This window comes from Brevundimonas sp. (assembly GCF_036732845.1).
Lineage (GTDB): Bacteria > Pseudomonadota > Alphaproteobacteria > Caulobacterales > Caulobacteraceae > Brevundimonas.
On sequence record NZ_DAINBO010000005.1, the window covers coordinates 5,973 to 32,825 of the forward strand.

Here is a 26,853-nt window from a genome sequence, read left to right on the forward strand (position 1 = left end):
CCTTGCCGCTGGACCTGCTCGACGCCCGGATGGACGCCTGGATCGCCGAGCAGGCTGGGCGCTGACGGGAAATCATTCTGGGCCGAAATCTGAGCCGCGCCGACCCGCGCCGACGCGGCCGATTTCGCCTTAGCGCCCGTTCAGTTCGTCCACCAGAGCGCGGCGGCCATAGACCTTCAGCAGGGCCTCCTGAATGCCCGAGGCCGCGACGTGGACCGAGCGGTTCAGCACCGGGTCATAGCCGAAGGCCCCGCCCAGCGAGTGGATGTTGCCGTCGAAGACGATGCCGATCACCTCGCCGCGCGCGTTCAGGGTCGGCGAGCCGGAGGCGCCGCCGATGACGTCATTGGTGCCCGAGAAGTCGAACGTCGTGTCCATGTCGATCGTGCCGCGGGCGCGTTCCCAGCTCTCGGTCAGGTCGAACGGCGCCTGGCCGGTGTCGCGGTCATACAGGCCCGCGAAGGTGGTGAAGGGCGCGATCTCGCGGCCCCGTTCGGTCCAGCCGGTGATCCGGCCGTAGCTGAGACGCAGCGAGAAGGTCGCGTCGGGGTACTGGCTGTCGCCATAGACGGCGAAGCGGGCCTGGGCCAGGCGGGCCTGGGCGGCGCCGGTCGGACCCGTCACCTCCTGGGCCACGCGCCGGGCGATGGCGCGCGCGGCCGGGTCGATGGCCAGGGCCAGTTTGATCATCGGATCGTCGGACGCCTGAACCGCCTCCAACCCGCCGTCGAACAGACGCAGCCGCTCGGCCGGATCGCCCAGGCGGGTGCCTTCGACCAGGGCCGTGGCCTTGGTCTCGGGGGAATCGCGGCCCAGCAGCAGGCGGCTGGTCTCGCTGTCGACGGTCAGTTTCTCGCGCGCCTTGCCGAACCAGTGGATCAGCAACAACCGCTCCATCTGCGGCTCGACCGGCGTCTGGCCGGCCAGGGCGTTGCGGGCGCGGCCCAGGGCGGCGTCGTCATAGCCGCTCATCCGTTCGGCGGCGGGCTTGGGTCGCTCCAGGGCGGCGCGGACGATGGTCCGAGCCTGGTTGAACAGGGTCGATCCCGCCCCGGCCTGGGTCACCAGGAAGGCGTATTCGGGATAGAGGTCGGCATAGGCGGCGTAGGCCCGGTCGATCTCGCCCCAGGCGTCGCCCGTCTGGCGGGCCAGTTCCGGGTCGGCGGCGACACGCGCGCGCAGGTCGGCCTCCTGCTCGGCCTTGCGGCCGAAGAAGCCGGGATTGGCCAGGGCGCGGAAGCGGCCGTCATAGACCTTGATCCCGTTCTCCAGACTGTTCAGCCGGTCCACGATCATGCGCCGCGCCTCGGGCGAGGCGTCGCCGAACTGATAGTATTTGCCGCGCAGCTCGCTGCGCATCGACTGATCGAACGGAATCTGGATGTCGCGGATGAAGGTCAGTTGCGACTGGGTCAGTTGCCGCTGGGTCGAGCCGGGGTTGCCAGGCAGGAAGATCGGCTCGCCCGCCGTCGGCGGGGCCGGGTTCCAGGTCAGATGGTCCGGCGTCACGGCCGGTCGGCCGTCGTCGTACAGGCGCAGGAAGCCGACATCGAGGTTGTAGCGCGGAAAGTTGAAATTGTCGGGATCGCCGCCGAAGAAGCCGGTGCCGAATTCGGGCGCGAACACCAGCCGCACATCCTCATAGCGGCGATAGCGATACAGCTTGTACTGGCCGCCGCCGTAGAAGGCGATGACCTGGCACCGCATGCCGGCCTGACCTTCGCAGCCTTCGGTCTCGATGCGGGCGATCTCGGCGGTCTGGGCCTGGACCCGTTCGGCGCCGGTGCGATCGCCCGAGGCGGCGGTCAGACGGCCGCTGACGTCCTCGATCGATTGCAGCACCTCGGCCGTCATGCCGACGCAGCGCTTCTCCTCCTCGCGCGTGGCGGTCAGGAAGCCGGTGGCGAAATAGTCGTTCTGGGCGGTCGACAGCGATCCGGCGCAGGATTCCAGGCAGTGATAGTTGGTCATCACCAGCCCCTGGCCCGAGACCACCGAGGCGGAACAGCCGGGAATGCGCACCGAGGCGGCCCGCACCTTGTCCAGCCAGGCCTGGTCGATGGACGTGCCGTAGGCGGCGTTGACCCGCGCCATGGGGAAGTTGTCGAAGGTCCACATGCCCTCGTCGGCCATGGCCGGCCCGGCCGCCAGACCCAGGGCCGCCATGCCCGCCGCCGCACCCAAAATCCGTCGCATCGATACGCTCCCTGATCGTCCGGTTCGTCCGGTTCGAGATGGAGGGCAGATTGCAACGGGTGACGGACGGCGCCTAGTCGCCAATCGACGATCAGGCGTTCGGTCGCACCCTGTCGCGACGCGAGGCGACGAAGGCCAGCCCGCCTAGTCGATATCCAGCGCCGCCCGGGTCTTTTTGGGCAGTTTCGAGCCGACGATCCGCCGTGCGATGGCGAAATGCTCGGTCAGTTCATCGTCGGGCCAGGCGGCGGGATCGGGCAGGTTCACCCATTTGGCCCGCGCCAGATAGGGCGCCGGCCGCGCCCGGCCGCTCTCGGTCAGAACCGCATAGGCGATGTCCGACGCCTTGAACGACACCCCGCCCATTTCGCCGACCATGACGAACATCTTGCCGCCGATGCGATAGGCGTCGTGCCCATCGCCGAACGGGTGGTCCAGCGTCACGTGCGGCAGGGCCAGACAGGCCCGGCCGATCCCCTCGCGGTCCATCGCCTCAGGCCACGACGCCGACGCCGATGGGGCAGACCACGCCCGTGCCGCCGATGCCGCAATAGCCGGCCGGGTTCTTGGCCAGATAGCCCTGGTGATAGGCCTCGGCGAAATAGTACGGCCCGGCGGGCAGGATTTCGGTGGTGATCGTTCCGCGCCCCGCTGACGTCAGAGCCGCCTGATAGGCGTCGCGCGACGCCTCGGCCTCGGCCTGCTGTGCGGCGTTCAGCGTATAGACGGCCGAGCGGTACTGGGTGCCCCGATCATTGCCCTGGCGCATGCCCTGGGTCGGGTCGTGGTTCTCCCAGAAGGCCTTCAGCAGGTCGCCATAGGTGATCACGGCGGGGTCGAAGACCACCTGAACCACCTCATTGTGGCCGGTTCTGCCGGTGCAGACCTCCTCATAGGTCGGGTTGGGCGTGACGCCGCCGGAATAGCCGACCGAGGTCACCCAGACGCCCGGCAGTTTCCAGAACACCCGCTCCACGCCCCAGAAGCAGCCCATGCCGAAGATCGCCGTCTGAAAGCCCTCCGGGTGCGGCCCTTTCAGCGGCCGTCCGGTGACGAAATGCACGGCGTCGGTCGCCATCGCGTCGGCGCGGCCGGGCAGGGCGGTTTCGGCGGTGGGCAGGTCGAGGCTTTTTCCAAAGGCCATGGGCGATGCTCCTGAAATATCGGTCGTCGCCTATATGGGCGTCGTGCTGGCGCTTGCCGAGGGGTTCGGTCTGTTCTATCTGCCTCGCCTCGCGTCGAACCGACCTTCGACGCACCGCGCAGGCGGGAAACGGACAGGTGGCGGAGTGGTCGATCGCGCACGCTTGGAAAGCGTGTGTAGGTGAAAGCCTACCGAGGGTTCGAATCCCTCTCTGTCCGCCACATGCCCCCGCACGTGTGTGCTGTCAGAGCGCCGTCGTCGCATGACTTGACCCGTTCTCTGAATTCTCAAGCCGCGCCCCACGCGCCGCATTAACTTTGGCGCAGAAGCGGCGAAGGGTTCGATCTCAAGCGGAGGCAAGTTAGCGTTAGGCTGACGGCGCCGACCGCGCCTAGGTTGTTTTCGGGGCGGGCGTCGTCGTTGCGAAGGCGGGCGATTGGCGCGGTCGTCTTCGGACGGCGCAAGGAGGGACATCCATGATGAGCCGCATCGGAAACCTTATCGGGCGCGCGCCGTGGCTCACGCTCGACCAGGCGATGATCGTCGCGCGTCTGGCGACGGCCGGCTTCTTCGTCGCCCATGCGGTGGGGCGCATCGTTCTGGGGACCATTCCTCAGTTCGGTCTGTTCATGGAGACCCTGGGCTTCCCGGCGGGCGTGGTCGTGGTCTGGATCATCACGGCGACCGAACTGGTCGCGGGCCTGCTGATGATCCTGGGGCGCCATGTGCGATGGGCGGCCCTGGCGCTGTTCAGCATCGCGTTCGGCGGCATCGTCCTGATCCATGCCAGGTTGGGCTGGTGGGTCGGCGAGCACGGGACGGGGGGGAGCGAATACAGTGTCGCGCTGATCATGCTGCTTCTCCTGGTGGCGGCGCACGACGCCGAACGATCCCGAACCCGTGTCTAGAGGGCGTCGGTCGACGGGCGCAGTCACCGGGAACGGAGAGTGCTGTCAGCCTGGCCGATGCGCATGAAGCAGCCCTCACCCTGAGATCACAAGCCTTGGCCGCGACCCGCGCCTGGTCGGCTTCGGAGCGAAAGCGGCGAAGGGTCCGGCGTGGCCCGGAGACGGGCTGCAAGGCGGAAATGCGACATTGGCGCGTGTCGCAACATCCATCAATACATTGAATTATCACGTATTCATCTTATGATATTCGCGCTCGTGTGAGCGAATATTGACTCTCGGCGAACGCCGTGTCCCACTCGGGTTCAGGTCCGGCGCTCATGATCGGACTACGGGAGGAAAATCTATGAGAGCGATGCTCTTCGCGTCGGCTTGCGCCGCTGCCGTAACCTGCCTTGCGTCCAACTCCGCCCTGGCGGCCGAACCGGCCGAGACCGCCGGCCAAGCCGCGCCGCAAACCGCGTCCCAGGCCGCCGCTGAGCACGAACGACACGACCGCCAGGCCACGACGGTCGAAGAGGTGGTGGTGACCGCCACTCGCCGAACCGAGCGTCTTCAGGACGTCCCGCTCAGCATCACCACCCTGTCGCAGGAAGAACTCGATGAGCGCGGCATCGTCGGTTACGAGGGCCTGGCCATCGCCACGCCGGGCGTGGTGTTGAACCGCCCGACCGCCAACTTCAACAACTTCACCGCCCGCGGCATCGCCACCAACGGCTACGGCGCCAATCTGCAAAGCACCGTCGCCATCTATGTCGATGAACTGCCGATCTCGTCGAACGGCAACTCCACCATCCTGGACCCCAGCCTGTACGACGTGGCGCGGATCGAATTCCTGCGCGGCCCGCAGGGGACGCTGTTCGGCTCCGGCTCCTTGGCCGGGGCGCTGCGCATCCTGACGCACGATCCCGACCCGAACCGCTGGGACGCCTCGGTGCTGATGGACTTCGGCGGCTATGACAAGAACGCGCTGCGCCAGCGCTACAACGCCATGGTCAACGTGCCCCTGATCGAGGATCAACTGGGCCTACGCGTGACCGGCTTCTATCGGAACGAAGACGGCTATGTCGACAATGTCGGCACCGGCGTCGAGAACTCCAATTCCCTGCGCCAATACGGCGGCCGCGCCATCCTGCAATGGGAGCCGACGGATCGGTTCTCGGCGCGCTACACCTATTCGCGCGAGGTCAGCCAACCGGCCGATTCCTCGCTGACCAATCCGGCGCGGGGGACCGACATCCGCCTGTCGGATCGGCCCGACAAGTTCGCCGGCGACATGACCAACCACAATCTGACGCTGGAGTATCAGTTCGACGGCGCCAAGCTGACCACCTCCACGACGATGGGCGACTATGACGCCCTGTTCTACGTCGATCTGGCGGGCACCTTCGCCCAGGCCTTTCCGTTCGCCCTGGACGCCGACGCCTGGGACGACAATTTCGTCCAGGAGACGCGACTGGTCTCGGACCCCGGCGGCGCGATCGACTGGTCGGTCGGCACCTTCTATTTCAAGCGTCGGCGCGATGTGGACTACAACTATCGCTCCAGCCCGGCCTTCCTGGCGTCGCGGGGCCTGACGGGCCTGCCGGACGAATACTACAACCGGTTCCACTCCTATTTCGTCAGCCACGAAATGGCGGCCTTCGGCGAGCTGACCTATCGCTTCAATCCCGACTTCTGGGTCACCGGCGGCGTGCGTTACGGCAAGACCGACGCCCAGGGCTTCACCGATCCGGGCGGCTACAACAGCAACTATCTGGTTCTGGCGCTGTACGGCTTCCGCAATGTGCCGGTCACCATGACGCCGATCCCCGCCGCCGTCGGGGTGAAGGTCGAGGAGGACGGCCCGTCCTATCGTTTCAGCGCCTCGTGGCGGCCCATGCCGTCGGTGACGACCTATGCCGCCGTCGCCACCGGCTTCAGGACGCCTGTCGTCAACGCCCGCGCCGGCGCGGCCAGCACCATCGACCCGACCGACATCGTCATTCCGTACGGCGCCGATTCCGACAAGCTGATCAACTATGAGATCGGGGTGAAGGGGCGTTGGTTCGACGGGCGGCTGAACGCCAACATCGCCGCCTATTGGATCGACTGGAGCGATATCCAGGTCCAGGCCAACCGCGTGTCGGACTCGGTCCAGTTCGCCACCAACATCGGCGGCGCCACCTCCAAGGGGATCGAGTTCGAGGTGTTCGCCATGCCCGCGGACGGTTGGACGGTCGCGCTGAACGGCGCCTTCAACCAGGCCGAGGTGACCGAGCTGAGCACGCTGGAGGCCGCCATCTCGGGCGCCGTCCTGGGCGCGCGTCTGGCCGGACCCGAGGTGCAAGGTTCGCTGAGGATCACGCGGGACTGGCAGATCGGGCCGGGGATGGACGCCAACGCCTCCATCGCCATCGCCCATGTCGGCGACTTCCCGAACACCTTCCCGAACACGCCCGGGCGGCCGACCGTGCCGATGCCGACCTATGACTACACCGAGGCCTATACCTTCGTGAACGCCAACTTCGCCGTGGCCTTCAACCAACTGACTGTCGGCGCCTATGTCGAGAACATGTTCGACGACCGCTCGGTGACCTACGTCCACCCCGAAGCCTTCCTGGACGGCCGCTACGCCCGCGTCCGGCCGCGCACGATCGGCATCCGCATCGGCTATGACTTCTAGGATGGCCGATCCCGTCAACGCCGCGCCCCCGGCCGCGCCCGTCGCGCGCCCGGGGGCCAGGGCCTGGTTCGTGTTGGGCGTCCTGTGCTTCGTCTATGTGCTGAACTTCCTGGATCGTCAGTTGCTGTCGATCCTGGCCAAGCCGATCCAGGACGAACTGGGCGTCACCGACGGCCAGTTGGGCATGATCTCGGGACTCTACTTCGCCCTGTTCTACTGCATCCTGGCCATTCCGGTCGGCTGGCTGGCGGATCGGACCAATCGGGTGAAGGTGCTGGCCTTCTCCCTGGCGTTATGGAGCGCGGCGACCTCGGCCTGCGGCCTGTCCAACAACTATGCGCAACTGGCGATGTCGCGCATGGCGGTGGGCGTGGGCGAGGCCGGAGGCGTGCCCCCGTCCTACGCCATCATCTCGGACTATTTCCCGCGCGGCTCGCGCGGCACGGCGTTGAGCCTGTTCAACTTCGGCCCGCCGATAGGCCAGGCCCTGGGCGTCGCCTTCGGCGCCTCGATCGCGGCGGCCTATTCCTGGCGCGACGCCTTCCTGTGGGTGGGCGTGGTGGGAGTGGTCACCGCCGTCGCCGTCTGGTTCTTCGTCAAGGAGCCGAAGAAGGGCGGGCTGGACGCGCCGGTGCAAGCCCCGCCCGCGGCCGACGCCGCGCCGGTTCCCAAGGCCGGCTTCTGGTCGACGTGCAAGGCCTATTTCGCCAATCCGGTGCTGCGCGGCATGGCCCTGGCCTGCGGCGCGACCCAGTTCATCACCTATGCCTTCCTGAATTTCGCGACCCTGTTCCTGATGCGTGAAAAGGGCATGACGTTGCAGGAGGTCGCGGTCTGGTACGCCCTGCTGACCGGCGTGTGCATCAGCGCGGGCATGTTCGCCTCGGGTCGCCTGATCGATCGTCTGGCCCGAAAATCCAAGACCGCCTACGCTTGGCTGCCGGCCATCGGCCTGGCCGTCGCCGCCCCGTTCTTCGCCGGCTTCATCTGGGCGCCGACCTGGCCGTTGGCGCTGGTGTTTCTGGCCCTGCCCATGGGGCTGAACTATTTCTACCTCTCGCCCGCCGTCACCCTGGTGCAGGAAGAGGTCCGGCCGGATCAGCGCGTCCTGTCGGGCGCCCTTTTGCTGCTGGTCATGAACCTGATCGGCCTGGGTCTGGGACCGACCTATCTCGGCTTCATGAGCGACTGGTTCAGCGCCAGCCACCCGGACAATTCGTTGCAGATGGCCTTCTATACGCTGCTGCCCTTCTACGTTCTGGCGATCGCCATGTTCATCGGCCTGGCCGGCAAGATCCGACGTCAGGCCCAGACGGAGACGGCCCGATGATCCGCGCCCTGATCGCCTCGATGGCCGCCGTCGTCATGGCGGGTTGCGTCCACGTTCCGCGGGCGTCGGCCCAGCCGGTGGTCGAGACCCCCGCCGGGGCGGTGCGCGGCGTGGCCCAGGACGGGGTCGTCGCCTTCAAGGGCATGCCCTACGCCCGTGCGCCGATCGGCCGTCTTCGCTGGCGGGCGCCGGAGGCTCTGCCGCGCTGGTCCGGCGTGCGCGACGCGACCGACTTCGGCCCGGCGTGCCACCAGTTGACCTCACGCGGGACCAGCATCTACGCCGCCGCCGAAGCCCCGCCGATGAGCGAGGATTGCCTGTCGCTGAACGTCTGGACGCCCGAGAACGCAACCAAGGCCCCGGTCTTCGTCTGGATTCACGGCGGCGCCCTGGTCAACGGCGCCAGCCGCGAGGCCATGTACGACGGCGCCCGGATGGCGGCCCAGGGCGTGGTGGTGGTCACGATCAACTATCGACTGGGCGTCCTCGGCTATCTGGCGCACCCGGAACTCAGTGCGGAATCGCGCAAGAACATCTCGGGCAACTACGGCCTGATGGATCAGATCGAGGCCCTGCGTTGGATCGAGCGGAACATCTCCGCCTTCGGGGGTGATCCCGACAATGTCACCATCGCCGGAGAATCCGCGGGCGCCCTCAGCGTCATGTATCTGATGGCCTCGCCCCCGGCGCGCGGTCTGTTCGACAAGGCGATCGCCCAGAGCGCCTATATGATCTCGACGCCCGAGCTGCGCTCCAGCCGCTACGGCGACATCGCGGCCGAGACGGTCGGGGTTTGGCTGCAGGGGCGGCTGGCCCAGTCCAGCCTGGCCGACCTGCGGGCCATGGACGCCCAGACCCTGACGGAATCCGCCGCCGCCGCCGGTTTCTCGCCCTGGGGAACGATCGACGGCGAATATCTGCCCGAGCAGTTGGTCGAGGTCTTCGATCGCGGCCAGCAGGCGCCGGTGCCGATCCTGGCCGGCTTCAACCAGGGAGAGATCCGCTCCCTGCGCGTCCTGGCGCCCCCGGTTCCGGCAGACGCGGCGGCCTATGAGGCGGCCGTGCGCCAACGCTATGGCGACCTGGCCGACGCCTTCCTGGCCCTGTATCCGTCCGACGACCTGGCCCAGGCCGTCCTGGCCGCACCGCGCGACGCCCTGTACGGCTGGACCGCCGAACGCCTGGTCCGCCGCCAGACCGCCTTGGGCCAGCCCGGCTATCTGTATCTGTTCGACCACGGCTATCCGGCCGCGGATGAGGCCGATCTGCACGCCTTCCACGCGGCCGAAATCCCCTATGTGTTCGGCAATCGGGACCGTCTGCCGCCGCGCTGGCCGACCATTCCCGAGACCGAGACCGAGATCCGCCTGTCGGACGCCATGCTGGCCTATTGGACCAGTTTCGCGCGCGACGGGGCGCCTCAGGCAGACCGCCAGCCCGCCTGGGCGCCCTACGGGCGGACCCGCGCCTACATGGCCTTTGAAGACGGCCCGGTCCTGCGCGAGCGGGTGATGCCGGGCATGTTTGAACTGCGCGAGACCGAGGTCTGTCGCCGACGCGCGGCCGGCGGAACGCCATGGAACTGGGCCGTCGGCGTCGTGGCCAGCCCCGTCCCGCCCGCGGCGCCGCCCTGCCCATGATCGACGGCGAGATGCAGGCCTATGCCCTGACCCTCGACAAGTTTCTGGATCACGCCGCGAAATGGCGCCCGGAGGTCGAGGTCGTGACCGCGCGCGATGACGGGGGACGCAGCCGGATCGGCTATGCCGATCTGCGCGTGCGCGCGCTGAAGACGTCGCACGTCCTGGCCGGTCTGGGCGTCGGGACCGGCGACCGCGTGGCGACGCTGGCCTGGAACAGCCAGGCCCATGTCGAAGCCTGGTACGCCGTCATCGGCATGGGCGCGGTGTGCCACACCCTGAACCCCCGGCTGACGGAAACCCAGTTGGCCGCGATGGCCGGTCAGTCGCAGGCCCGCATCCTGATCGCCAGCGCCGATCTGGCGCCGTTGGCGCGTCGCGTCGCGACCCGCACGCCAGGCTTGACCCGGGTGTTGCTGATCGACGTGTCCGAAACCGTATCCGAGGACGTGTCCGCCAAGCCCGTCGTCGAACGGATGGAGCCGTTGCTGGCGGCGGCGGCGACCGACGAAATCTGGGGCGGTTTCGAGGAGACGGCGCCGTCGGGCCTGTGTTTCACCTCGGGCACCACGGGGGCGCCGAAGGGGGTCACCTACACCCACAGGTCCAGCTATCTGCACACCCTGCGGCTGCTGCAAGCCGACGTCATGGGCATCACCGGCGCCGACAGCGTGCTGGCGGCCGTGCCCATGTTCCACGCCAACGCCTGGGGCCTGCCGTTCGCCTGTGCGGCGGCGGGGTGCAAGCTGGTGCTGCCGGGCCGCCATCTGGACGGCGCCAGCCTGGCGAAGCTGATCAACGAAGAAGAAGCGACCCTGGCCGTCGGCATCGGCACGGTCTGGCTGGGCCTGGTCGAGCATCTGGAAGCGCACGGCGGCGAGACGCCCAGTCTGAAACGGGTGATCGTCGGCGGCGCGCCCATGGCCCCGGCTCTGATGGAGCGGATCGAACAGAGGCTGGGCGTCGTCGTCCAGACCAGTTGGGGCATGACGGAGCTGTCGCCCCTGGGGACATGCGCCCCATCGAGCGATCCTGCGCGCTCGGCTCAGCTTTCGGGCCGACCGGCCGTCGGCGTCGATCTGCGGCTGACCGACGCCGACGGCCGGGCCTTGCCGGATCAGCGCGGCGCGGAAGGCCATCTGCAAGTGCGCGGCCCGGCCGTCGTCGAACGCTATTTCGGCGATGCGGCCCCCGCCGTCGACGCCGAGGGCTGGTTCTCGACCGGCGACCTGGCCCGGATCGACGCAGAGGGAAATCTGACCATCACCGGCCGCGCCAAGGACCTGATCAAATCAGGCGGGGAGTGGATCAATCCGGCCGAGATCGAGGCCGTGATCAATGAGCTGCCCTCGGTGTCTCTGGCCGCCGTGATCGGGCGCCTGGACGCCAAATGGGGCGAACGTCCGGTGTTGGTGGTGCAGCCTCGGGAAGGCGAAACGAGCCGTGACGAGGACCTGTTGGAGGCGTTGCGGGGGCGCGTGGCGTCCTGGTGGATTCCCGACGCCGTCATTCGCCTGGAGCAGATGCCTCTGGCCCCGACGGGGAAAATCGACAAGATGCGTCTGAGAGTCGACTATGGCGGTTGCTAGCAAAGAGCATGAGGGTTCGGCCCGGGAGGCGCGCACGGATGCGCCCGCCGTCGCCAAGCCGCGCCGACGCCGCACCAAGGTCGAACAACGCGCCGACAAGATGGAGCAGATCCTCGATGCGGCCGAATATCTGTTCTCGATCCACGGCCTTTACGGCGTCACCCTGAAGGACGTGGCCCAGCGGGTGGGCGTGCACCACACGCTGCTGAACTATTATTTCACCGACAAGAAGAAGCTGTTCGACGCCGTCATGGGGCGGCGCGCCGAGGTGACCATCAAGCTGCGCATGGCGGCGCTGGACAAGTACGACGCCGAGACCGACGGCGCGCCGACGGTCGAGGGCGCCTTGCGCGCCTTCCTGGACACCGACCTGGACCTTTATGGCAACGGCGGCGAGAACTGGAAGAACTACGGCGCCCTGGGCGCCCAGGTGTCGAACACGACCTACGGCGCCGAGTTGATGGACTACCATTTCGATCCGGTGGTCCTGCGCCTGATCGGCATCTTGAAGAAGGCCCTGCCGGATTGCGCCGAACAGGACATCTTCTGGGGCTATCACTTCGTCACCGGCGCCCTGATGTTGACGCTGGCGCGCACCGGGCGGATCAACCGTCTGTCCGGGGGGCTGTGCGATTCCGATGACTTCGAGGCGGTGAAGAGCCGCATGGCCACCTTCATGGCCGCGGGCTTTCTGTCGATCTGCAAACCACAGGGCGTCTAGGCGTCGGGTTGTCGGCGGGGGCAGTCGCCGCCGTTGATGCAGGTCGTGATCCAGTCCGAAAAGGCCGACAGGCGGGTGTAGACGCCGTATTTGTTGCGCCGTCCGCACCCCTTGCCCCAACTGACCACGCCGACCAGAAGACGGCCGTCGGCCGTGGTCCCGGTCAGAGGACCGCCGCTGTCGCCCTGACAGGCGTCCTGCCCGCCGGCGGCGCGGCCCGCGCACAGCATGATCTCTTCGACGAGGGGCGGCGTGGTCGGATCAAGGTCGCCATAGGCCACGCGGTCGTTGCAGTCGGCGGCCGCCACCACGGGGATCGTCAGGGTGCGAAGACGGTTCTGCAAGGCGCCGAGTTCCGAGGTCTTGCCCCAGCCCGTGACGCGGCCCAAGGCTCCGGCCCGTTCCAGATCCGGCGCGGCCGCGGCGGTGGATAGCGCGATCGGCGTGACCGTGACGGCCTCGGTCAGATGCAGCAGCGCCACGTCGTTGCGGAACAGAGGGGCGGCCCGCGGCCCGGGCGTCCAGCCGTGATGGATGACGATCAGATCGACATGGCTGCGTCGGCCCGTCGTCAGATCGACCGAACCCGTCACCACATCGACGACCCGCGGACTGGTGCCGTTGTCGACGCAGTGGGCCGCGGTCACGATCCAGCGCGGCGCGATGACGGCGCCGCCGCAGAACGGAACCCGGACCTCGTCCGGCGTGCGGCCGATGATCAGGCCCGCCTGCCAGGGATCGTCGCCCTGAACGGCCTCGGACCCGCCCATGATCTTGGCGCCGAGCATCACATCGCCGCTCTCGGCCGCGAGCAGGGTCTCGCGAATGCGATCCGAGACGGCCGCGCCGTAGTCGGACGCCCGCACCGGAGGCGGCGCGACCTGGGCGTCCAGCGGCGACCCGATCAGGACGAGGACGAGACCTGACAGCACCGGTCCCAGGCGATGCGCGGCGCGTTTCATCGCGGTCCCCCCAGTTCCCCGATCCGAATGGTCGCGGCGTCGACGCCTCGGCCCGGTTCGGAGATGTTGACGATGACGTCCGCGCCGGATGCGCCCAGGTCGATGAGCTGTCGCCGCACGGCCAATCCGCGGACATAGGCGAGCCGCCGAGCCTCGGCCGCCGCCATGGCATCGTCTGCGTCGGCCGGGACGGGCGGGGCGACGTCGACCTCGATCCGCGCGCGGTTTGAACGCAGCAGGGCCAGGCTCGCCGTCGTCAGGTCGAAGGTCGGCGCATAGCCCGCCGCCTGGCCGGGCGAAGCCGCCGCGAAGGCCGCGGCAGCGGTGGCCCGAACCGGCACGGTCTCGCTGCGGACGTGATCGATATAGCCGACGCGCCCGTCGCCCAAGGCGACCCGCACGCTGGAGGCCTTGTTCGACAGGGTCGTGTCCAGGATCTCCACCTGGGCGCCCTCGGCGAGCCGCGCCAGCGCCTCGCGACGGCGCAGGAAACCGGCGGGGGCGTCATAGACGACCAGGTCGTTCGCCGCGACGCCGATCAGACCCTGGTCGGGAAGATTGAGGCTGCGGCTGATCAAGGCGCCGGCCAGCCTTTGGAAGCTGTCGGATGAGGCGGCCGACGACAGGGCCTGCCAGGCCGCCCTCAGACTGGCGTCCCTTTGCTGGAGGGCGAACAGTCGCCGCCGTGCGGCATGGGAGAAGCCAGAGGCCGGGAAATAGGCCAGATAGTCGGCCAGTTCTCCGGCCTCACGAAGCGGCGTGAGCAGGGAGGCGGCCATGACCCAGACCTCTTCCTCGCGACGACGGAACGCCTCGGACGGGCGCAGTTCAAAGTCGGGCGGCGCGCCCGCGCCGATCCACGGCGTCTGACGGTTGCCCGTGCGGATCGCGACGGTCTGGTTGGCGTCGCGCAAGTCTTCGTACAGATCGGCCCCGGGTCGGCCCAGGGTGGCCGCCAGGACCCGGGTGTACAGGCTGCCGCGCTCGGCCGTGTCGTCGACGCCCTGAAGGCTGTAGGCGGGCTGGCCGGCGCGGGCGGCGTAGCCGACCAGGACGCTGTACGGCGTATCGACCTTGGCCAGATCGACCGGCTCTGATCGTGGGCTGGACGGCGCGCCCGGCGTCTCGGGCGACGCCGGGTCCGCGGAGACTTCGTCGGCTTGAGCGGCGAGCACGACATCGGCGGCGGGTGCGCCGGAGAAGGGGTCCGTCCGGCAGGCGTCCAACAAGACCACGGCCAGGCCGACGCCGACGCGCCGCAGTTCGTCCAGGAGGAAGTCCAGGCTGATCAGCTCCAGCCCCTCGCGTTCGGGCGCGGGCGGCCCGGCGTCGCTAGGGGCGAGATAGAGGGCGCCGTCGCGCTCGATCCCATGGCCGCTGAAATAGACCACGGCGACATCGCCGGGTTGCAGGGAGGCCAGGAAGGCGTCGATCTGATCCAGCATCTGGTCCCGACCGAGATTCAGGGCCTGGGGGGCGGCGACCGTGAAGCCCAGGGCGCGCAGGCGGCGGGCCACAAGGTCCCGATCGGCCCTGGGCGTGACCAGGGACGGGACCCGCGCATAGTCCTGCACGCCGATGACGAGGGCGCGCTTGGGCGGGTCTCGGCGTTCCTGCGCCCATGTCGGCAGGTCGGCCAGAGTCTGGGCGGACGCCGCCGTGGCCCCCAGGAGACCGCACAGCGCGGCGCCGACGATCCGGCAGGTCCAGGATCGAACGCGCCGTCGTGTCACGGCGCGGGCGTCCCGGCGCCTCGATACGCGCTGGCGCAGGCGCGGATCGCCGCCGTGTCGGCGCCCGCGGCGTCCAGGCAGGACATCAGGGCGGTGTTGAGCCGGTCCTGGATGACGGCGTCGATGGCCGCCGTATCGTCGTTGATGCGGGTTGTGCGGATATCGACACGCACCGCCACGGCCTTGGCGAAGGCGTCGGTGAAGGCGCTGAGCGCGAGCAGGGGCACTTTGACGGCGGACGGAACGGCGCCGGGGCGCTCGCTGGAGACCGAAATCAAGGCCCCGTCCGCGAATTCATAGGCGTGATGGGTGCGCACGAACGGCGAGGCCGGAAGCGACAGGCGCGAAACCGGTCCCGCCTGAGGCAGGACGAGCACGGCGGCCAGGGCCGGAACCATTTCGACCGGAGGGTCGGGTTCGGTCTCGGCCGGAGAGGCGGCGGCGCGCGGGATCTGAACTGGTCCAGTGACGATCCGGTCGCGTCCGGCGGTTTCCCCCTGACCGGCGGCCGCATCATCGTGGTCCGCATCCTCGCGGGTCTCGAAGGTGCGGTTCAGGATCAGCAACAGCGGCGCGGCCGAGCGGTAGAAGACGCCCTCCATCACCTGGGCCGCGGGCAGGGCCGCGTCGGCTGTTCGATCGCGGGTGATCGGCGGCCCATCGACCTGGGTCGTCAGATGGAAGGGCAGGCCGTTGCTCTCGAGCTGGAGATTGATCGCGGCGACGGCGGCGGCCTCGGCGGGATCGAAGACCGTGGCCCAGACCGCCGGACCCGGACAACCGTCGTCGTCGGAACCTCCGCCCTCCCGGCCGACGCCCGCCGCGGCCCCGGCCGCGCCGGCCAGGTCGACGAGGATCTGGCCGGTTTGATCGACGGCGGTGACGTCGCCGGTGGTCAGCAGACTGGTCGGCGTCAGGCCGATCTTCAGGGTGTCGTCACGCAGTTCGTTGTGAACGGGCTGAAGCGCGAAGCGGCGGCGCCGATCCGCCTGAACAGGCAGCAGATCGACGGTCGGGACAAAGGCGCAGGATTGCCCGTTCACGCTGGCCGCGTAGATGTCGCGCGTGACGGCTTCGACCGCCGCATTGGCGGCCGTCGCGGCGGTCTTGGCCTTGGTCTCGTCCGTCGTCGCCGTTTCGAGCGCACGGGTCAGATCGGCGCGGTTTGCGGCGTTGGCGGCGGCGGCGTTGAGTGCGGTCTGCGCCTGTTCGCGCTTGACGGTGGCCGCCGCCGCCGCCGCCCGCGCCGTCGCGCGGGCCACGACCTTTTCGTCCCGATCGGTGATCAGGTCCTCAAGGCTGACGGGGGTCTGGGTGATCGTCAGCCGCGCCAACCGCATCGGCAGGAAATAGGCGATCCCGGTCGGCTGGGTGTCGAACCGATGATCGGGCGCGGTTCGCACCGTGGCGCAGCCCTGAAGGCCGAGGAAACCGGCGAACGCGGCCCAGGCCGCGGCGGTCCAAGTCAAACGCGTTGTCATGAATGCCCCCGTCGTGATGACAACGTATTTCGCAGAACGGAATTATGTTCCAGCGAAGCGTCGTTTTTCATTCCGTCGCAATCCTGGGCTGTGACGGAAGGCGCCGGTGATCATGGCCGATTTCACGTCAGAGGCCGCGCACCCTGGCCCGCTAGGCGTCGATGCGCTCCCATGTGCCCGTCTGGCTTTCGCAATAGAGCTGTTTGCCGGTGGGGGCCTCGCCCTGGCCGTAGGACACCACGGTCGAAACATAGCGACAGCGTTGCCGGGCGGCCTGTTCGGGGGCGGCTTCGACGACATGCCTCAGCGTGGCCTCCTTGCCGCTTTCGCCCCGCACCTTGCTCTCCAGGTCCTCGCCGCGGGTGGCGGCGATCTGCTCGCTTTCCAGGATGACGGCCTGGTCGCGCTGGGCCTGTCGCAGGATCGCGCACAGGGCGACGCCGCCCGCCGCGCCGATGGCCGCGCCCCTGCCGGCGTTTCCACTGCCCGTATTGTTGCCGATGACGGCGCCGATGGCGGCGGTCAGCAGCACCGTGCCGGCGCATCGGGCCACGGCATGGTCCAGGGCGCTGCCGCCTCCGCCGCTCCCGGCGCCTTGACCCGTGGTCGCGCACGCCGACATCGTCATTGCTCCAGCCACGGCCAGGGCCAGGCCCGCTCGCTTCGTCATGTCCTTCTCCTTCTTGAATACTCGGGTTGAAACAAACACTGGCCGCGCGGGCGAACCGTCGCGGCTGGGCGCGGTCAGGGACTGACCAAGACCCCGACATCGGCTTCGTAATTCAGGACGACCTGGCGTCCCGGTGCGGGCCGGCGGCTTCGATCCTCGAGGTAGTGGCGGCTGGACCGGGCCGCCTCCAGGGCGGCGGCTCCGTATCCCGAGTTGCGGGGCTGTTCCGACACCAGGCGGCAATCGCTCGTGCCGCCGTCATCCCTGACGATGCAGGCGACGCTCGCGCGCAGCGTGGCGCCTTCGGACAGGTTCAGTCGGCTGGGCAGACGCGGGGTGAGCCGCAGTCGCCAGTTGGCGTCGGCCTGCGAGATCGTGCGCGGCGTGTCGATCGTGGCGGCCGCCGCCGCCTCATTGGCCGCTTCGATCGCGCGTCGGCGGTTTTCCTCGGCCTCGGCCCTGGCGGCGGCTCGGGCCTGGCGGGCGGTCTCCTGTTCGGCCTGGCGTCGAGCCTCGGCCTGTTCGTCGGGACGGAAGACCTGGGCCGGAAGATAGCCGACGCCTCCGCCGTCCATCTGGACCTCGACCTGATCGCCGGCGACATAGGCCAATAGGGTCAGCCGGTCGCCGACCCGAACGGCCTGTTCCACGAACCGCCCGTCCTGACCTTCCCGTCGCAGCACGCCCGGTCTCAAGGCCTGATGCGCGCCGTCGAGACGTTCGATCAGCTCGGGGCGCGGATTGGGCGACAGATTGCCCGCCCAGACCCAGCGGCCCTGGTGCGGGCCTTGCGACACCTGCAGCCAGCGGTCGCCGTCGCCGCCGCCCTGGATCACGCCGCGCAGGACGTCGCCGCGCTCCACGGTTCCGATCTCAGGCGCCTTCACATCGGGGCGGACATTGGTCTGACGCGTGACATAGAGGATCACGACCACGGGGGCGGGAGGCTTCACGCCGGTCGTGGGTCCGGCGCCCGCGCATTTCGCGAGCAGGAAGAGGACCGCCAACAGGACGGCCGCGACGCCGCCCCAGACGACCGGGGCGGGCGGTCGATCCAGGTCGAACAGTTCAGGCGTTCGGCCCGGCTCGGCGTGATCGACCGCATCAGGTTCGGGCTGGGCGTCGTCCTCCACGTCCTCGGCGGCGGGCGAGACCATCGTCGAGACCGTCTCAAGCTCAGGCGCGTCGGTGACGTCGGACGGGTCTTGGGCGGGCGCATCGGTTTCGGCGGCTCGGGCGTCCTCGGCCAGGGGCTGAGGCTCCGTCTCGGCCCCTGGAACCGGGCGGGCGCCGAGGATCTCGTCGAACAGGGCCGAGAGTTCGGGCACGGCACCCGCGCGCAGGGTTCGGCTGTCTTCGTCTCGGATCAGGGTGACCAGGGTCTCGCGGGCCAACAACCCGTTCTCGATGGCGCGGCGAAGAGACCGGACGGAACTCAACTGATGGGCGCCGCCCCCCTCGGAGAACAGCAGGCTGAAGTCGAGACCGCTCATCGCCTTCACGCGCTCCCGGCCATGCGGCGCGCCACGCCCCGCACGGCGGCGAAGATCAGCAGTCCCAGACCGATCAGGAAGGCCAGGCTCGCGGGCGGAAAGGCGGCGCTGAGCAGAAAGCCGCCGATCAACAGCGTCCAGCCCCAGGCGATCAGCCCGCAGCCTCCCGGTTTCGGTGTGGGCGTGGCGGCCGTCCGATACGCTGCGGGGAAGGTCGAGGGCGCGCCCGTCGCGGCCACCGTCAGCGGGACCGCCGAACGCATGGTCATGACCTCCATCGCCGGGTTTGCGGCGACGGGGTCGACTGGAGGCGGCGTCTCGTCATTGGCGGCTTCGACGGCCGTCGTCGGTTCGGCGGGCGCCGCTGCCTGATCGACGACCGAGGTCGGGCTGAACAGCGGACGCAACGCCTCGATTTCGGCGGCGCGAAGCCGACGGCTTGATCCGTCCAGAGCGATCAGCGTGACCAGGGTGTCGGGCTTGAGGACGCCGTTCTCCACCGCGCGCCGCACCGAGCGGGCGGTCTGGAGTTCGACCACGGTCCCGCCGTCGTCAAACATGATGGTCTCGAACGCCGCCAACCCCCAGTCCCCCAGCCCGGCCGAATTAACTCGGTCTTCACCTTTACATCAGGTTGAACCATGTTCCATAGTTCAACCTATGGGGGCAAGCTTGCTGAAGAAACTGGTCGCAGGGACCGTCTGCCTGGGCGCCTTTCAGGGGGCCGCCGGATGCGATCGTTTGCCCCTGGCGAAGACCCAAGACGGCCCGCCGCCGGCCGCCGACGGCGTTCAGGGCGTCCGGGGCTGTTTTCCCCCCGCTGCGAGGCCGTGGATCCCGGTCGACGCCCCCGCCCAGGCCGTCCCGGCCGCCATGAGCGGCGCGGTCGTCTATCTCGACCGGTCGGCCAGCATGCAGGGCTATCTGCGCGCGGGCGGCGCGCGGGAAAGCTTCATCCCCGACCTTCTGAAATATCCGCCGTGGGGCGCGGATCAGACCAACTACAGGTTGTTCGGCGAAGGCGAGACGATGACCGAGGCGCCCGCGGCCGAGCTGGACCGCCTCATGAGGGCCGGCGCCTATGACGCCAGGGCCAGCCATATCGACGCGGCGCTCGAAGGCATGGCGGGCGACCGGCGGGACCAACTGTCGATCCTGATCAGCGACCTGTGGATGGACAATCGGCAGAAGGCCGTTAGCGACGCCGCCGCCCTGGGCGAGCCGCTGCGTCGGATCATGGACTCGGGCCGAAGCGTCGCCGTCTATGGTTTCAACCTGCCCTATCAGGGGCGGATCCTGGACAGCCTTCCCAGCGGCCGCAGGAATGTCGAGGCGCGGCGTCGTCCGCTCTATGTCGTCGCGGCCGGGCCGGCCGACCGCCTCGCCGCCCTGGATCGCGAACTGCGGTCGGCCAACTATCTGAAGACCGCCTTCAGCGAGGGGCGCGTTCGCCGCACCCTGTTCAGCCTGGACCCGAAACAGGCGGTCACGCCTCAACCGGCGAACCTGGAAGGCCCGCTGTTCCGCGTCGGCATGGAGAGGGCCGCGGTCCTGCCGCGCGTCGATGTCGGGCCGATCTCTCAGTACACGCTGAAACGCGACGGCGGCTCGGGCGCCAGCGCCCCCGCACTTCGCCTCGTTTGGAGCGAGAGGGGCAGGGACGCAGAGGTCGCTCGCCCGCTGGATGTGCGCGCCGCGACGGCTTCGGTCTGGGTCAAGGGCGGCGGCGGCGCCTGCGCGCCGCGGGCGTGGCGCCCGCTCGGCCGGTTGAACGGCGACTGGAGCCAAAACGAGGCGGGCGATGTCGTCTTCCGCTTCGATCCCAAGGCGGAGTCGCGCGGGCTTCCCAGCGAGACGCTGCTGATCGTGGGCGAGGTTCCGCTGGCGCCGGGGCAAGGGGCGGGTTCCGCCGCGGCCTGGATGCGCAGCGCCGACTGGACCTTCGACTGGTCGGTCGAGTCTGAACGCGCCGCCCTGGATCGCGACGACGGCCTGGCGCCGACGCTGGGGCTGGCCCGTTTCGCCGAGGCTCTGGAAAGCGCCCACGCCCGGGCCTTGACGGCGCGCGGCGGGCCGGGCGCGGGGGCGGGCTTCGCCTTCATCGTACGCACGGAAGGCTAGGGGCAGAGGCCTGGGTTTGATCATTTTGAGAGGGGGTGGCGTATGCGTTTCTTGCGGACAGTGCTGGTGCATCTTCTGTTCTGGGGCGTCGTGGCGCTCAGCCTCTGGCTGATCGGCGGCCGCGAAGAGTCGTTGAACCAGAGCTTCATGGAGACGGCGTCCAGCCGCCTTCAGATCAGCCTGGCGCTCAACGATCTGCGGCAATTGCTGTTGCCCATGGTCTCGGCGGCCTTCGCCCTCAGCGCGCTGCTGTCCATGGTCTGGGTGTGGATCACCTTGCGGGCTGATCCGATCAACGACCGCCAGGCCGAGGCCTATCGCGGCGCCTGGGCCGGTCTGTTCGTCACGGGGCTGACGGCCGTCGGCGGGACGGGCTGGTTCGTTTTGTGGAGCCGCCCGCTTCAAGTGGCGCTTCAGAACCCCGCGACCATGGCCCTGGCGGTCGGCCTGACGATGAGCGGGGTCGCCCTGGCCTATTATCTGGGCACCGTCTTCGCGACCCGCCCGGCCATGGCGGCGGCCGTGCCTGGCGCGGCCGTGCTGCATCGCCTGAGGAGGCGCGGATGACCACCAATGTTCTCATCGGCGTCGGGGGAACCGGCGCCAAGGTCGTCGAGGCCGCGCTCTATCTCTTCTTCGCGGGGCTGGGACCCAGCAAGGTCATCGTCGGCCTGGTCGATCAGGACAAGGCGAACGGCAATCTGACGCGCACGCGCGAACTGCTCTACGACCTGGTGAAGTTCAGAAAGGACTTCAGCGCCGACAACCGGCTGGACTGGAGCCGAACCGCGCTGGGGCGGGTGCAGATCGAGCCGCTGTTCGACGACGATCCCTATTGGCAGCCCTCGGCCGACGGGCAGGGCAGTCTGGCCCAGATCCTGGATCGCGGCGGTCTGGACGCCGACCGGCAAGCCCTGATGGACCTGCTGTTCCTGGAGGGCCGAGAGGAACAGGACATGGGTTTGGCCCAGGGCTATCGCGGCCGCGCCCATGTCGGCGCAGCGGCGATGCTGGCCAGCCTCGAACTGGGCGACGGCCTGTTCAAGAAGCGCATGATCGAACTGATGAAGAATGCGACCATCGACGGCGATGTGCGCATCTTCCTGGTCGGTTCGGCCTTCGGCGGCACCGGCGCGGCCGGGTTTCCGACCCTGGCGCGGCGGATCAACGCGCTGCGCAAGGACGCCCGCAACGGCGAGAAGGTGAAGCTGGGCGGGGCGCTGATGCTGCCCTATTTCAGCTTCGCCGATCCCGAGGACGAAACCGACAACGTCGTGCTGGCCGCCAACCTGATGCCCCAGGCGCAGGCCGCGCTCCAATACTACAACCAGTTGTTCAAGAGCGAACCGGTCTTCGACCACATCTATCTGGCCGGCAGCGACAAGATCTTCAAACTGCCGCACCACTCGCCCGGCGACAACGACCAGATCAATCCGCCGCTGCCGTCGGAACTGTTGGGCGCCCAGGCCGCGCTCGACTTCTTCAACGCGCCCGTCATCGAAGCCTCGGAAGAGTTCGGGACCGCCGTGAAGGTCTGCGCCCGCGCCAAGCCGGGGGTCGTGGGTTGGGGCGACTTGCCCGGCGCGGCCCATGCGCGGCACCAGGACACCTATGACCGGCTGGGCCAGTTGCTGCGCACGGCGGTGTGGTGGCGGTTCCAGGTGGAGCCTGAACTGGGGCGCCGCAACCTGTTGGGCAAGCTGAAGGCGGGCTGGCTTCAGGACCTGACCCGGGACGTCGACTTCCAGGCCACGGAAACCGACGAGGCCAGGAAACGCCTCATCCTGCTGTTCGACAGCCTGTTGATGTGGTGCGGCGCCATGCGTCTGTACGCCGAGGACGCGGGCCTGAAATTCCAGCTCTGGAACACCGAGATCGTTCAGGAACAGGCCGATGTGCGGCAACCCCGGCGCCCCATCAAGATCGTCGACGGCCTGTCGGATCAACGCGCGAACGAGGCGTACAACGCCGCGCTGTCGCCCCTGGATCACAACGAACCGCCGCGCACCGCCGCCGCCCTGCATGACGAACTGACCAACCGCGCCCTGCGCGACACCCATGCCGCCGCCGGGCACAGGGGCTTCGGTCGGCTGGCCGCCATGGTGCATCACGCGGCGCGGGCGCCGACCAAGGAGAGGGCCGAATGAGCCGGACCTACAACCTTCCCCCGTTGAAGGCCCGGGGATCGTTTCCCGATCCCGACCGCGCCGGTGAATGGATGCCGTCGCCGGGCACCCTGGCCGAGATGGGGTCACGACTGGACGTCAAGGCGGGCGGCGGCGTTCAGGACGTCACATCCGTGCCGGACGCCTGGGCGCAGCCGCGAACCTTCGCCGACGCCCTGATCACCGACGAGCATCCGCTGGAGGCGGATACGATCGAGAAATGGCGCGCCCTGCTGGCGCTGTTCGCGCTCGAACACCTGATGGCCGACTTCTACAAGCTGTCGACGCGGCCGGTGCGGCTGAAGGCGGACGGGCCGCGTCTGGATCGGGTCCTGCTGGCCCTGCTGCCCACCCAGGTGTTGCCCCAGGAGGCGGCCGCGTCACAGGCCGACTGGCGGACGCCCTGGCTGATCCACATCGAGACGGTGAAGGGCCGCAACAGCCAGGATCGCCGCAACTATGAGCGGCCCAAGCTGATCGGCATGCTCAGCCCCGCCAGCCTGGTGTCGCCGGGCCGGGCCTGCGACCGGACGCCGATCCCCGTCGTGCCCTGGATGGCCGGGCCGCACTGGATCAACCCGCTGAAGCTGAAGGGCGAGCGCGCCTTGTCGGCGGTGCAGAGACGCGCCTTGCAGACCTATCTCGACAATCTGGCGGACGGTCTGGAGACCCTGACCGCGGATCACAACGATCCCGTCTATGTCAGTCTGCGGGATCACATCACCGATTTCGCCGACGACTGCGGCGAGGCGGACAGCCCCTATCGGCTGAAGGTGCGCCAAGGCCCTCGCGACGGGGCGCCGCCCCTCTATGAACTGGTTCGCACCAGCGTCGAACTGGGCGACCAGGGCGATCTGGGGGCGCCGGCGGAGCTGTCCGAATGCCGGGTCGCGCTGCGCGCCGACTTCGACGCGGAGACGGCGCCGTTCAAGGGCGTCATCCTGGTCGATCCGGCCGTGGCCGAGGCGCGCGGCAAGCCCGCGCGGGACGTCGTGGTCTGGGGCAGCACCACCCTGGCCGAAGTGCTGGACAGCGAGGCCGCGCTGCTGAAGGTGCAGACGGCGGCGGCCGAGGCCAACTATCTGGTCGCGCGTCCGTCGGCCCTGTTCACCCGCAAATTCCTGCGACTGGCGTTGAAGGCCGTCGTTCCGGGGCACCCCTCCGGCCTGCGCGACGCCCTGTTGCCGCTGACCCCGCTGGCCCTGCTGTTGATGAAGCCGTCCGACCTGGCCGAGGCGATCGAGGTCCGATCCGAAGGCGGGTCCGGCGAATCCGTTTCGCTGAAGCTGAAGCTGGAGGGCCACCGCTCCAACACGCCCGGCCACGCGGACGGATGGGTGGTCAAGCCCGCCGAATTCACCATGCGGCGCGTCTATGCCGACCAGCCCGAACCCGGCCAGGGCGAACGTGTCGATGAGGCGGAGTGGAACTATGGCGGGGCCGCGGTGTGGCCGGACATCGCCAGCTCGAAATGGAACTGGTATTTCGCGCGTCTGAACTACTCCACCAAGATGGAGAACAATATCCGCGCGCGCTTCGCCGTCTCGGGACGGGCGCTGGCGGAGATGCTGAAGCCGATGGCGCCGCTTCAGAAAGAGGTGGCCTTCCGTCCCTTGTGCGCCGACGACGACATCGTCAGCGAGGCCGAACCCTATGCGGGCAAGGGTTTCGCGTCTTCCTGGAACAATCGGGTCCGGCCCGACAACGACGCGGTCGTCGAGGAGCTTCAGTCCTCGCCCTTCGCCTTCGAGGCCATCTTCTTCGCCTATGCCGAAAGTCAGGGATCGGCGGCGGAACCGGCGGGCATGACCCTGTTGCGGCCCACGGTCATCGAGACGGCGAATGAAGCGGGCATCGCCGCCGTCGATTTCGGCACGACCAACACCGTCGCCTGTTTCGAGGACGGACTGCCGGTGGTGTTCGGCAAGCGGACGCTGGAGGCGATCACGTCCAGCGAACCGGCGCGCAACGCGGCGGCCGAGCGTGGCCTGCGATGGCCGTTCGCCGAAATCTTCTTTCCCCTGGTGGACAAGCCGACGCCGACGCCGACCGTCGTGGTCCAGCGCGCGGGCGTCAGCGAGGACGACCATCGCACCCTGTTCTCGTCGCTGATCTACTTCCAGCCCGATCTCGAATTGAAGGAAGACAATGACGACGAGAAGAAGTTCCGGGGCGTCCTGACGCGGGCCAGCTTCAATCTGAAATGGCACCATGGCTCCGAGACCGGATCGACCGCCGACTTCGGCCTGAAGTCGGACCCGTCGCCGCGATCCCGTATCCTGGCGGGCCGTTTCCTGCGTCAGATGATGATGATGATCGGCGTGGAGGCCCTGGCCCGCAACAAGGACCCCGATCTGCTGGAGTGGCGCTTCTCGCGGCCTGACGCGCAAAGGACCGACGGCGGCGAATTCCTGGAGTTGTTACGGCGCGAGCTGCGGGTCATTCGACCGGCGGCCGAGGCGCGGATGGGTGAAATCAAGACCCAACCGATCCGCGGCCTGTATTCGGAAGGCCGGGCGGCCGCCAACTATGTGCTTAGCGGCGGCCTGGGCGATCACAGCTTCGTCGCCAGCGATCTGAACATTGTTCTGGACATCGGCGGCGGCACGACGGACGTGGCGATCTGGGCCGACAACCGGCCGCTGTGGCGCGGTTCGCTGCGCCTCGCGGGCCAGGACTTCTTCACCGCCCACGTCATCAAGAACCCGGCGCTGCTGCGTGACCGTCTCAATCTGGGGGCCTGGGCCAAGATCCTGACGGGCGACGAGTCCGAGGGGATCGGCCGAGATCGCCTGCCCCATGTCGGCGAACTGTTGTTCAGCGGCCCGGTGCTCGAAAGGGCGCTGGACGAGCATTGGCTGCACAATTCGGGCACCGAGGAATGCCAGGCCCTGACCCGTTCGGCCTTCACCTTCCTGGGCGGGGTGGCCTGGTATCTGGGTCTGGTCGCGCGCGGCCTGATCGCCCAGGGCGACCTGCGGCCGGAACTGCTGACCTCATGCGGTTTCGCCCTGTGCGGCCGCGGCGCGGGCCTGTTCAAACGGATGCACGGAGACCACGCCGACGCGCGCGCGGAAACGCCCGTCAGCCGGCTGTTGACGCTCTTCAGCCTGGCGGCGGACGGTCAGGCGCGCCGCCCGTCCGTCTTCATGTCGCCGATCCCCAAGCTGGAGGTGGCGAACGGCATGGTGATCCGCGACGCCGCCATCGTGCTGGAGGACAATGAGCGTGCGGCCCAGGACTTTGAACCCTCCGGCCTGGCGGTGCAGATCGGCTCGGTCGTCATGGGGGCCGAGGCCGACATCATCGATTTCCCGCATCAGGGTTCGGTGTCCCGGCCGGACCTGACGGAGTTCGACACCTTCCTGAAGGCCCTGGGCCAACACAGCACCTTCGCCTTGGACATCCAGGCCAGGGGCGATCAAAGCGCGGCGGCCAATATCCGCAACAAGCTGTTGGCCACGGTGCAGAAGGGGCAAGCTCGAGGAGAGGTCCCGCTGGAACCCCTGTTCGTCAGCGCCCTGCGCCATCTGCTCGGCGACCTGACCACGCCCGGCTACAACAACCGCCTGTCCGTCGGCGCGCCCAGTTCGGGTCTCAGTCGGCGAGAGCGCCGGGCGCAAGGCGCCCCGCAATGAGGGCCGCCGGTCTCGCCGCCTGGGTGCTGTTGAGCGTCGCCGCCGCCCAGGCCCAAGCCGCGTCGCCCCCGGAGGAAGAAACGGCCGCGCAGGCCCGTCCTGACCCGCGCGCGGCGGGTCCCGGCGCGACCGCCGCGAACACGACCCCGGACGCCGCCCCGCCTGCCAAGGCTGCCGGGCGCCCTGAACGGACATCGACGAATGAGAGTCTGGTTGATCGGCGAATTCCACCTTTGGTGTCTGGTGGCGAGCAAAACAACCAAGAGGTTAACTCATCCGAAAGGGTCGAGGTCCAGTCTCCGATCGTGGCTTGGCTGGGCGCTGACTGGGCCTTGTATGTTCTGGGCGCCTTCATCGTACTGCTCCAGGCCGTAGTGATTTTCCTGATGTTTTCGCAGAG

At 68.6% G+C, this 26,853-nt stretch carries 19 protein-coding genes and 1 tRNA gene; 11 read left to right on the forward strand and 9 right to left on the reverse strand.

Annotation, left to right across the window (positions count from 1 at the left end; all coding sequences use genetic code 11):
• Positions 1–129: 129 nt before the first annotated feature.
• From V7D63_RS03010 to msrA, 3 genes are all read right to left on the reverse strand, one after another.
• Entirely contained in the window at positions 130–2,196 is a 2,067-nt protein-coding gene (locus V7D63_RS03010; RefSeq protein WP_333590772.1) for a S46 family peptidase, read from the reverse strand.
• A 144-nt stretch (positions 2,197–2,340) separates the two neighbouring features.
• Positions 2,341–2,685 (reverse strand): MmcQ/YjbR family DNA-binding protein, encoded by a 345-nt coding sequence (locus V7D63_RS03015; RefSeq protein WP_333590773.1) that lies wholly within the window; start codon positions 2,683–2,685, stop codon positions 2,341–2,343.
• A gap of 4 nt (positions 2,686–2,689) precedes the next feature.
• On the reverse strand, positions 2,690–3,340 hold the full coding sequence (gene msrA / locus V7D63_RS03020) for a peptide-methionine (S)-S-oxide reductase MsrA (protein ID WP_333590774.1): 651 nt from the start codon (positions 3,338–3,340) through the stop codon (positions 2,690–2,692).
• Positions 3,341–3,471: 131 nt separating this feature from the next.
• Between msrA and V7D63_RS03025 the strand changes: the two genes are divergently transcribed.
• The 7 genes from V7D63_RS03025 (at position 3,472) to V7D63_RS03055 (ending at position 12,190) form a co-directional block, all read left to right on the forward strand.
• Positions 3,472–3,561 (forward strand) — tRNA-Ser (locus V7D63_RS03025).
• 258 nt (positions 3,562–3,819) lie between these two features.
• The gene (locus V7D63_RS03030; RefSeq protein ID WP_333590775.1) at positions 3,820–4,248 is read left to right on the forward strand and encodes a DoxX family protein; all 429 of its coding nucleotides are present in this window, start codon (positions 3,820–3,822) and stop codon (positions 4,246–4,248) included.
• A 343-nt stretch (positions 4,249–4,591) separates the two neighbouring features.
• On the forward strand, positions 4,592–6,910 hold the full coding sequence (locus tag V7D63_RS03035) for a TonB-dependent receptor (protein ID WP_333590776.1): 2,319 nt from the start codon (positions 4,592–4,594) through the stop codon (positions 6,908–6,910).
• Position 6,911: 1 nt separating this feature from the next.
• Positions 6,912–8,240: a spinster family MFS transporter gene (locus tag V7D63_RS03040; RefSeq protein WP_333590777.1), complete on the forward strand. Its 1,329-nt coding sequence runs from the start codon at positions 6,912–6,914 to the stop codon at positions 8,238–8,240.
• Entirely contained in the window at positions 8,237–9,880 is a 1,644-nt protein-coding gene (locus V7D63_RS03045; protein WP_333590778.1) for a carboxylesterase/lipase family protein, read from the forward strand. Before V7D63_RS03040 ends, V7D63_RS03045 begins: the two co-directional genes overlap by 4 nt.
• Positions 9,817–11,469 carry an AMP-binding protein gene (locus tag V7D63_RS03050; RefSeq protein WP_333590779.1) on the forward strand — a complete coding sequence of 551 codons (1,653 nt, stop codon included), beginning with the start codon at positions 9,817–9,819 and terminating at the stop codon, positions 11,467–11,469. Before V7D63_RS03045 ends, V7D63_RS03050 begins: the two co-directional genes overlap by 64 nt.
• A complete protein-coding gene (locus V7D63_RS03055; protein WP_442882109.1) occupies positions 11,456–12,190 on the forward strand; it encodes a TetR/AcrR family transcriptional regulator in 735 nt (244 codons plus the stop codon). Before V7D63_RS03050 ends, V7D63_RS03055 begins: the two co-directional genes overlap by 14 nt.
• Here the strand turns inward: V7D63_RS03055 and V7D63_RS03060 are convergent.
• From V7D63_RS03060 to V7D63_RS03085, 6 genes are all read right to left on the reverse strand, one after another.
• Positions 12,187–13,152 (reverse strand): serine protease, encoded by a 966-nt coding sequence (locus tag V7D63_RS03060; RefSeq protein ID WP_333590780.1) that lies wholly within the window; start codon positions 13,150–13,152, stop codon positions 12,187–12,189. The two genes, V7D63_RS03055 and V7D63_RS03060, sit on opposite strands and share 4 nt — an antisense overlap.
• A complete protein-coding gene (locus tag V7D63_RS03065) occupies positions 13,149–14,885 on the reverse strand; it encodes a caspase family protein (RefSeq protein ID WP_333590781.1) in 1,737 nt (578 codons plus the stop codon). Before V7D63_RS03065 ends, V7D63_RS03060 begins: the two co-directional genes overlap by 4 nt.
• Positions 14,882–16,354, reverse strand: coding sequence for a hypothetical protein (locus V7D63_RS03070; RefSeq protein WP_333590782.1), 1,473 nt, complete (start codon positions 16,352–16,354; stop codon positions 14,882–14,884). The genes V7D63_RS03065 and V7D63_RS03070 overlap by 4 nt, the downstream gene beginning before the upstream one ends.
• Positions 16,355–16,517: 163 nt before the next feature.
• A complete protein-coding gene (locus tag V7D63_RS03075; RefSeq protein WP_333590783.1) occupies positions 16,518–17,036 on the reverse strand; it encodes a hypothetical protein in 519 nt (172 codons plus the stop codon).
• 74 nt (positions 17,037–17,110) lie between these two features.
• On the reverse strand, positions 17,111–18,529 hold the full coding sequence (locus tag V7D63_RS03080; protein WP_333590784.1) for a hypothetical protein: 1,419 nt from the start codon (positions 18,527–18,529) through the stop codon (positions 17,111–17,113).
• A 5-nt stretch (positions 18,530–18,534) separates the two neighbouring features.
• A complete protein-coding gene (locus V7D63_RS03085) occupies positions 18,535–19,089 on the reverse strand; it encodes a hypothetical protein (RefSeq protein ID WP_333590785.1) in 555 nt (184 codons plus the stop codon).
• Between the two features lie 313 nt (positions 19,090–19,402).
• Between V7D63_RS03085 and V7D63_RS03090 the strand changes: the two genes are divergently transcribed.
• Genes V7D63_RS03090 through V7D63_RS03105 form a run of 4 tightly spaced genes read left to right on the forward strand, consistent with a single transcriptional unit; the run spans position 19,403 to position 26,453 of the window.
• Positions 19,403–20,650 carry a hypothetical protein gene (locus V7D63_RS03090; protein ID WP_333590786.1) on the forward strand — a complete coding sequence of 416 codons (1,248 nt, stop codon included), beginning with the start codon at positions 19,403–19,405 and terminating at the stop codon, positions 20,648–20,650.
• A 42-nt stretch (positions 20,651–20,692) separates the two neighbouring features.
• The gene (locus V7D63_RS03095; RefSeq protein WP_333590787.1) at positions 20,693–21,217 is read left to right on the forward strand and encodes a hypothetical protein; all 525 of its coding nucleotides are present in this window, start codon (positions 20,693–20,695) and stop codon (positions 21,215–21,217) included.
• A complete protein-coding gene (locus V7D63_RS03100; protein WP_333590788.1) occupies positions 21,214–22,797 on the forward strand; it encodes a hypothetical protein in 1,584 nt (527 codons plus the stop codon). Before V7D63_RS03095 ends, V7D63_RS03100 begins: the two co-directional genes overlap by 4 nt.
• On the forward strand, positions 22,794–26,453 hold the full coding sequence (locus V7D63_RS03105; protein ID WP_333590789.1) for a hypothetical protein: 3,660 nt from the start codon (positions 22,794–22,796) through the stop codon (positions 26,451–26,453). The genes V7D63_RS03100 and V7D63_RS03105 overlap by 4 nt, the downstream gene beginning before the upstream one ends.
• The last annotated feature ends 400 nt before the right edge of the window (positions 26,454–26,853 follow it).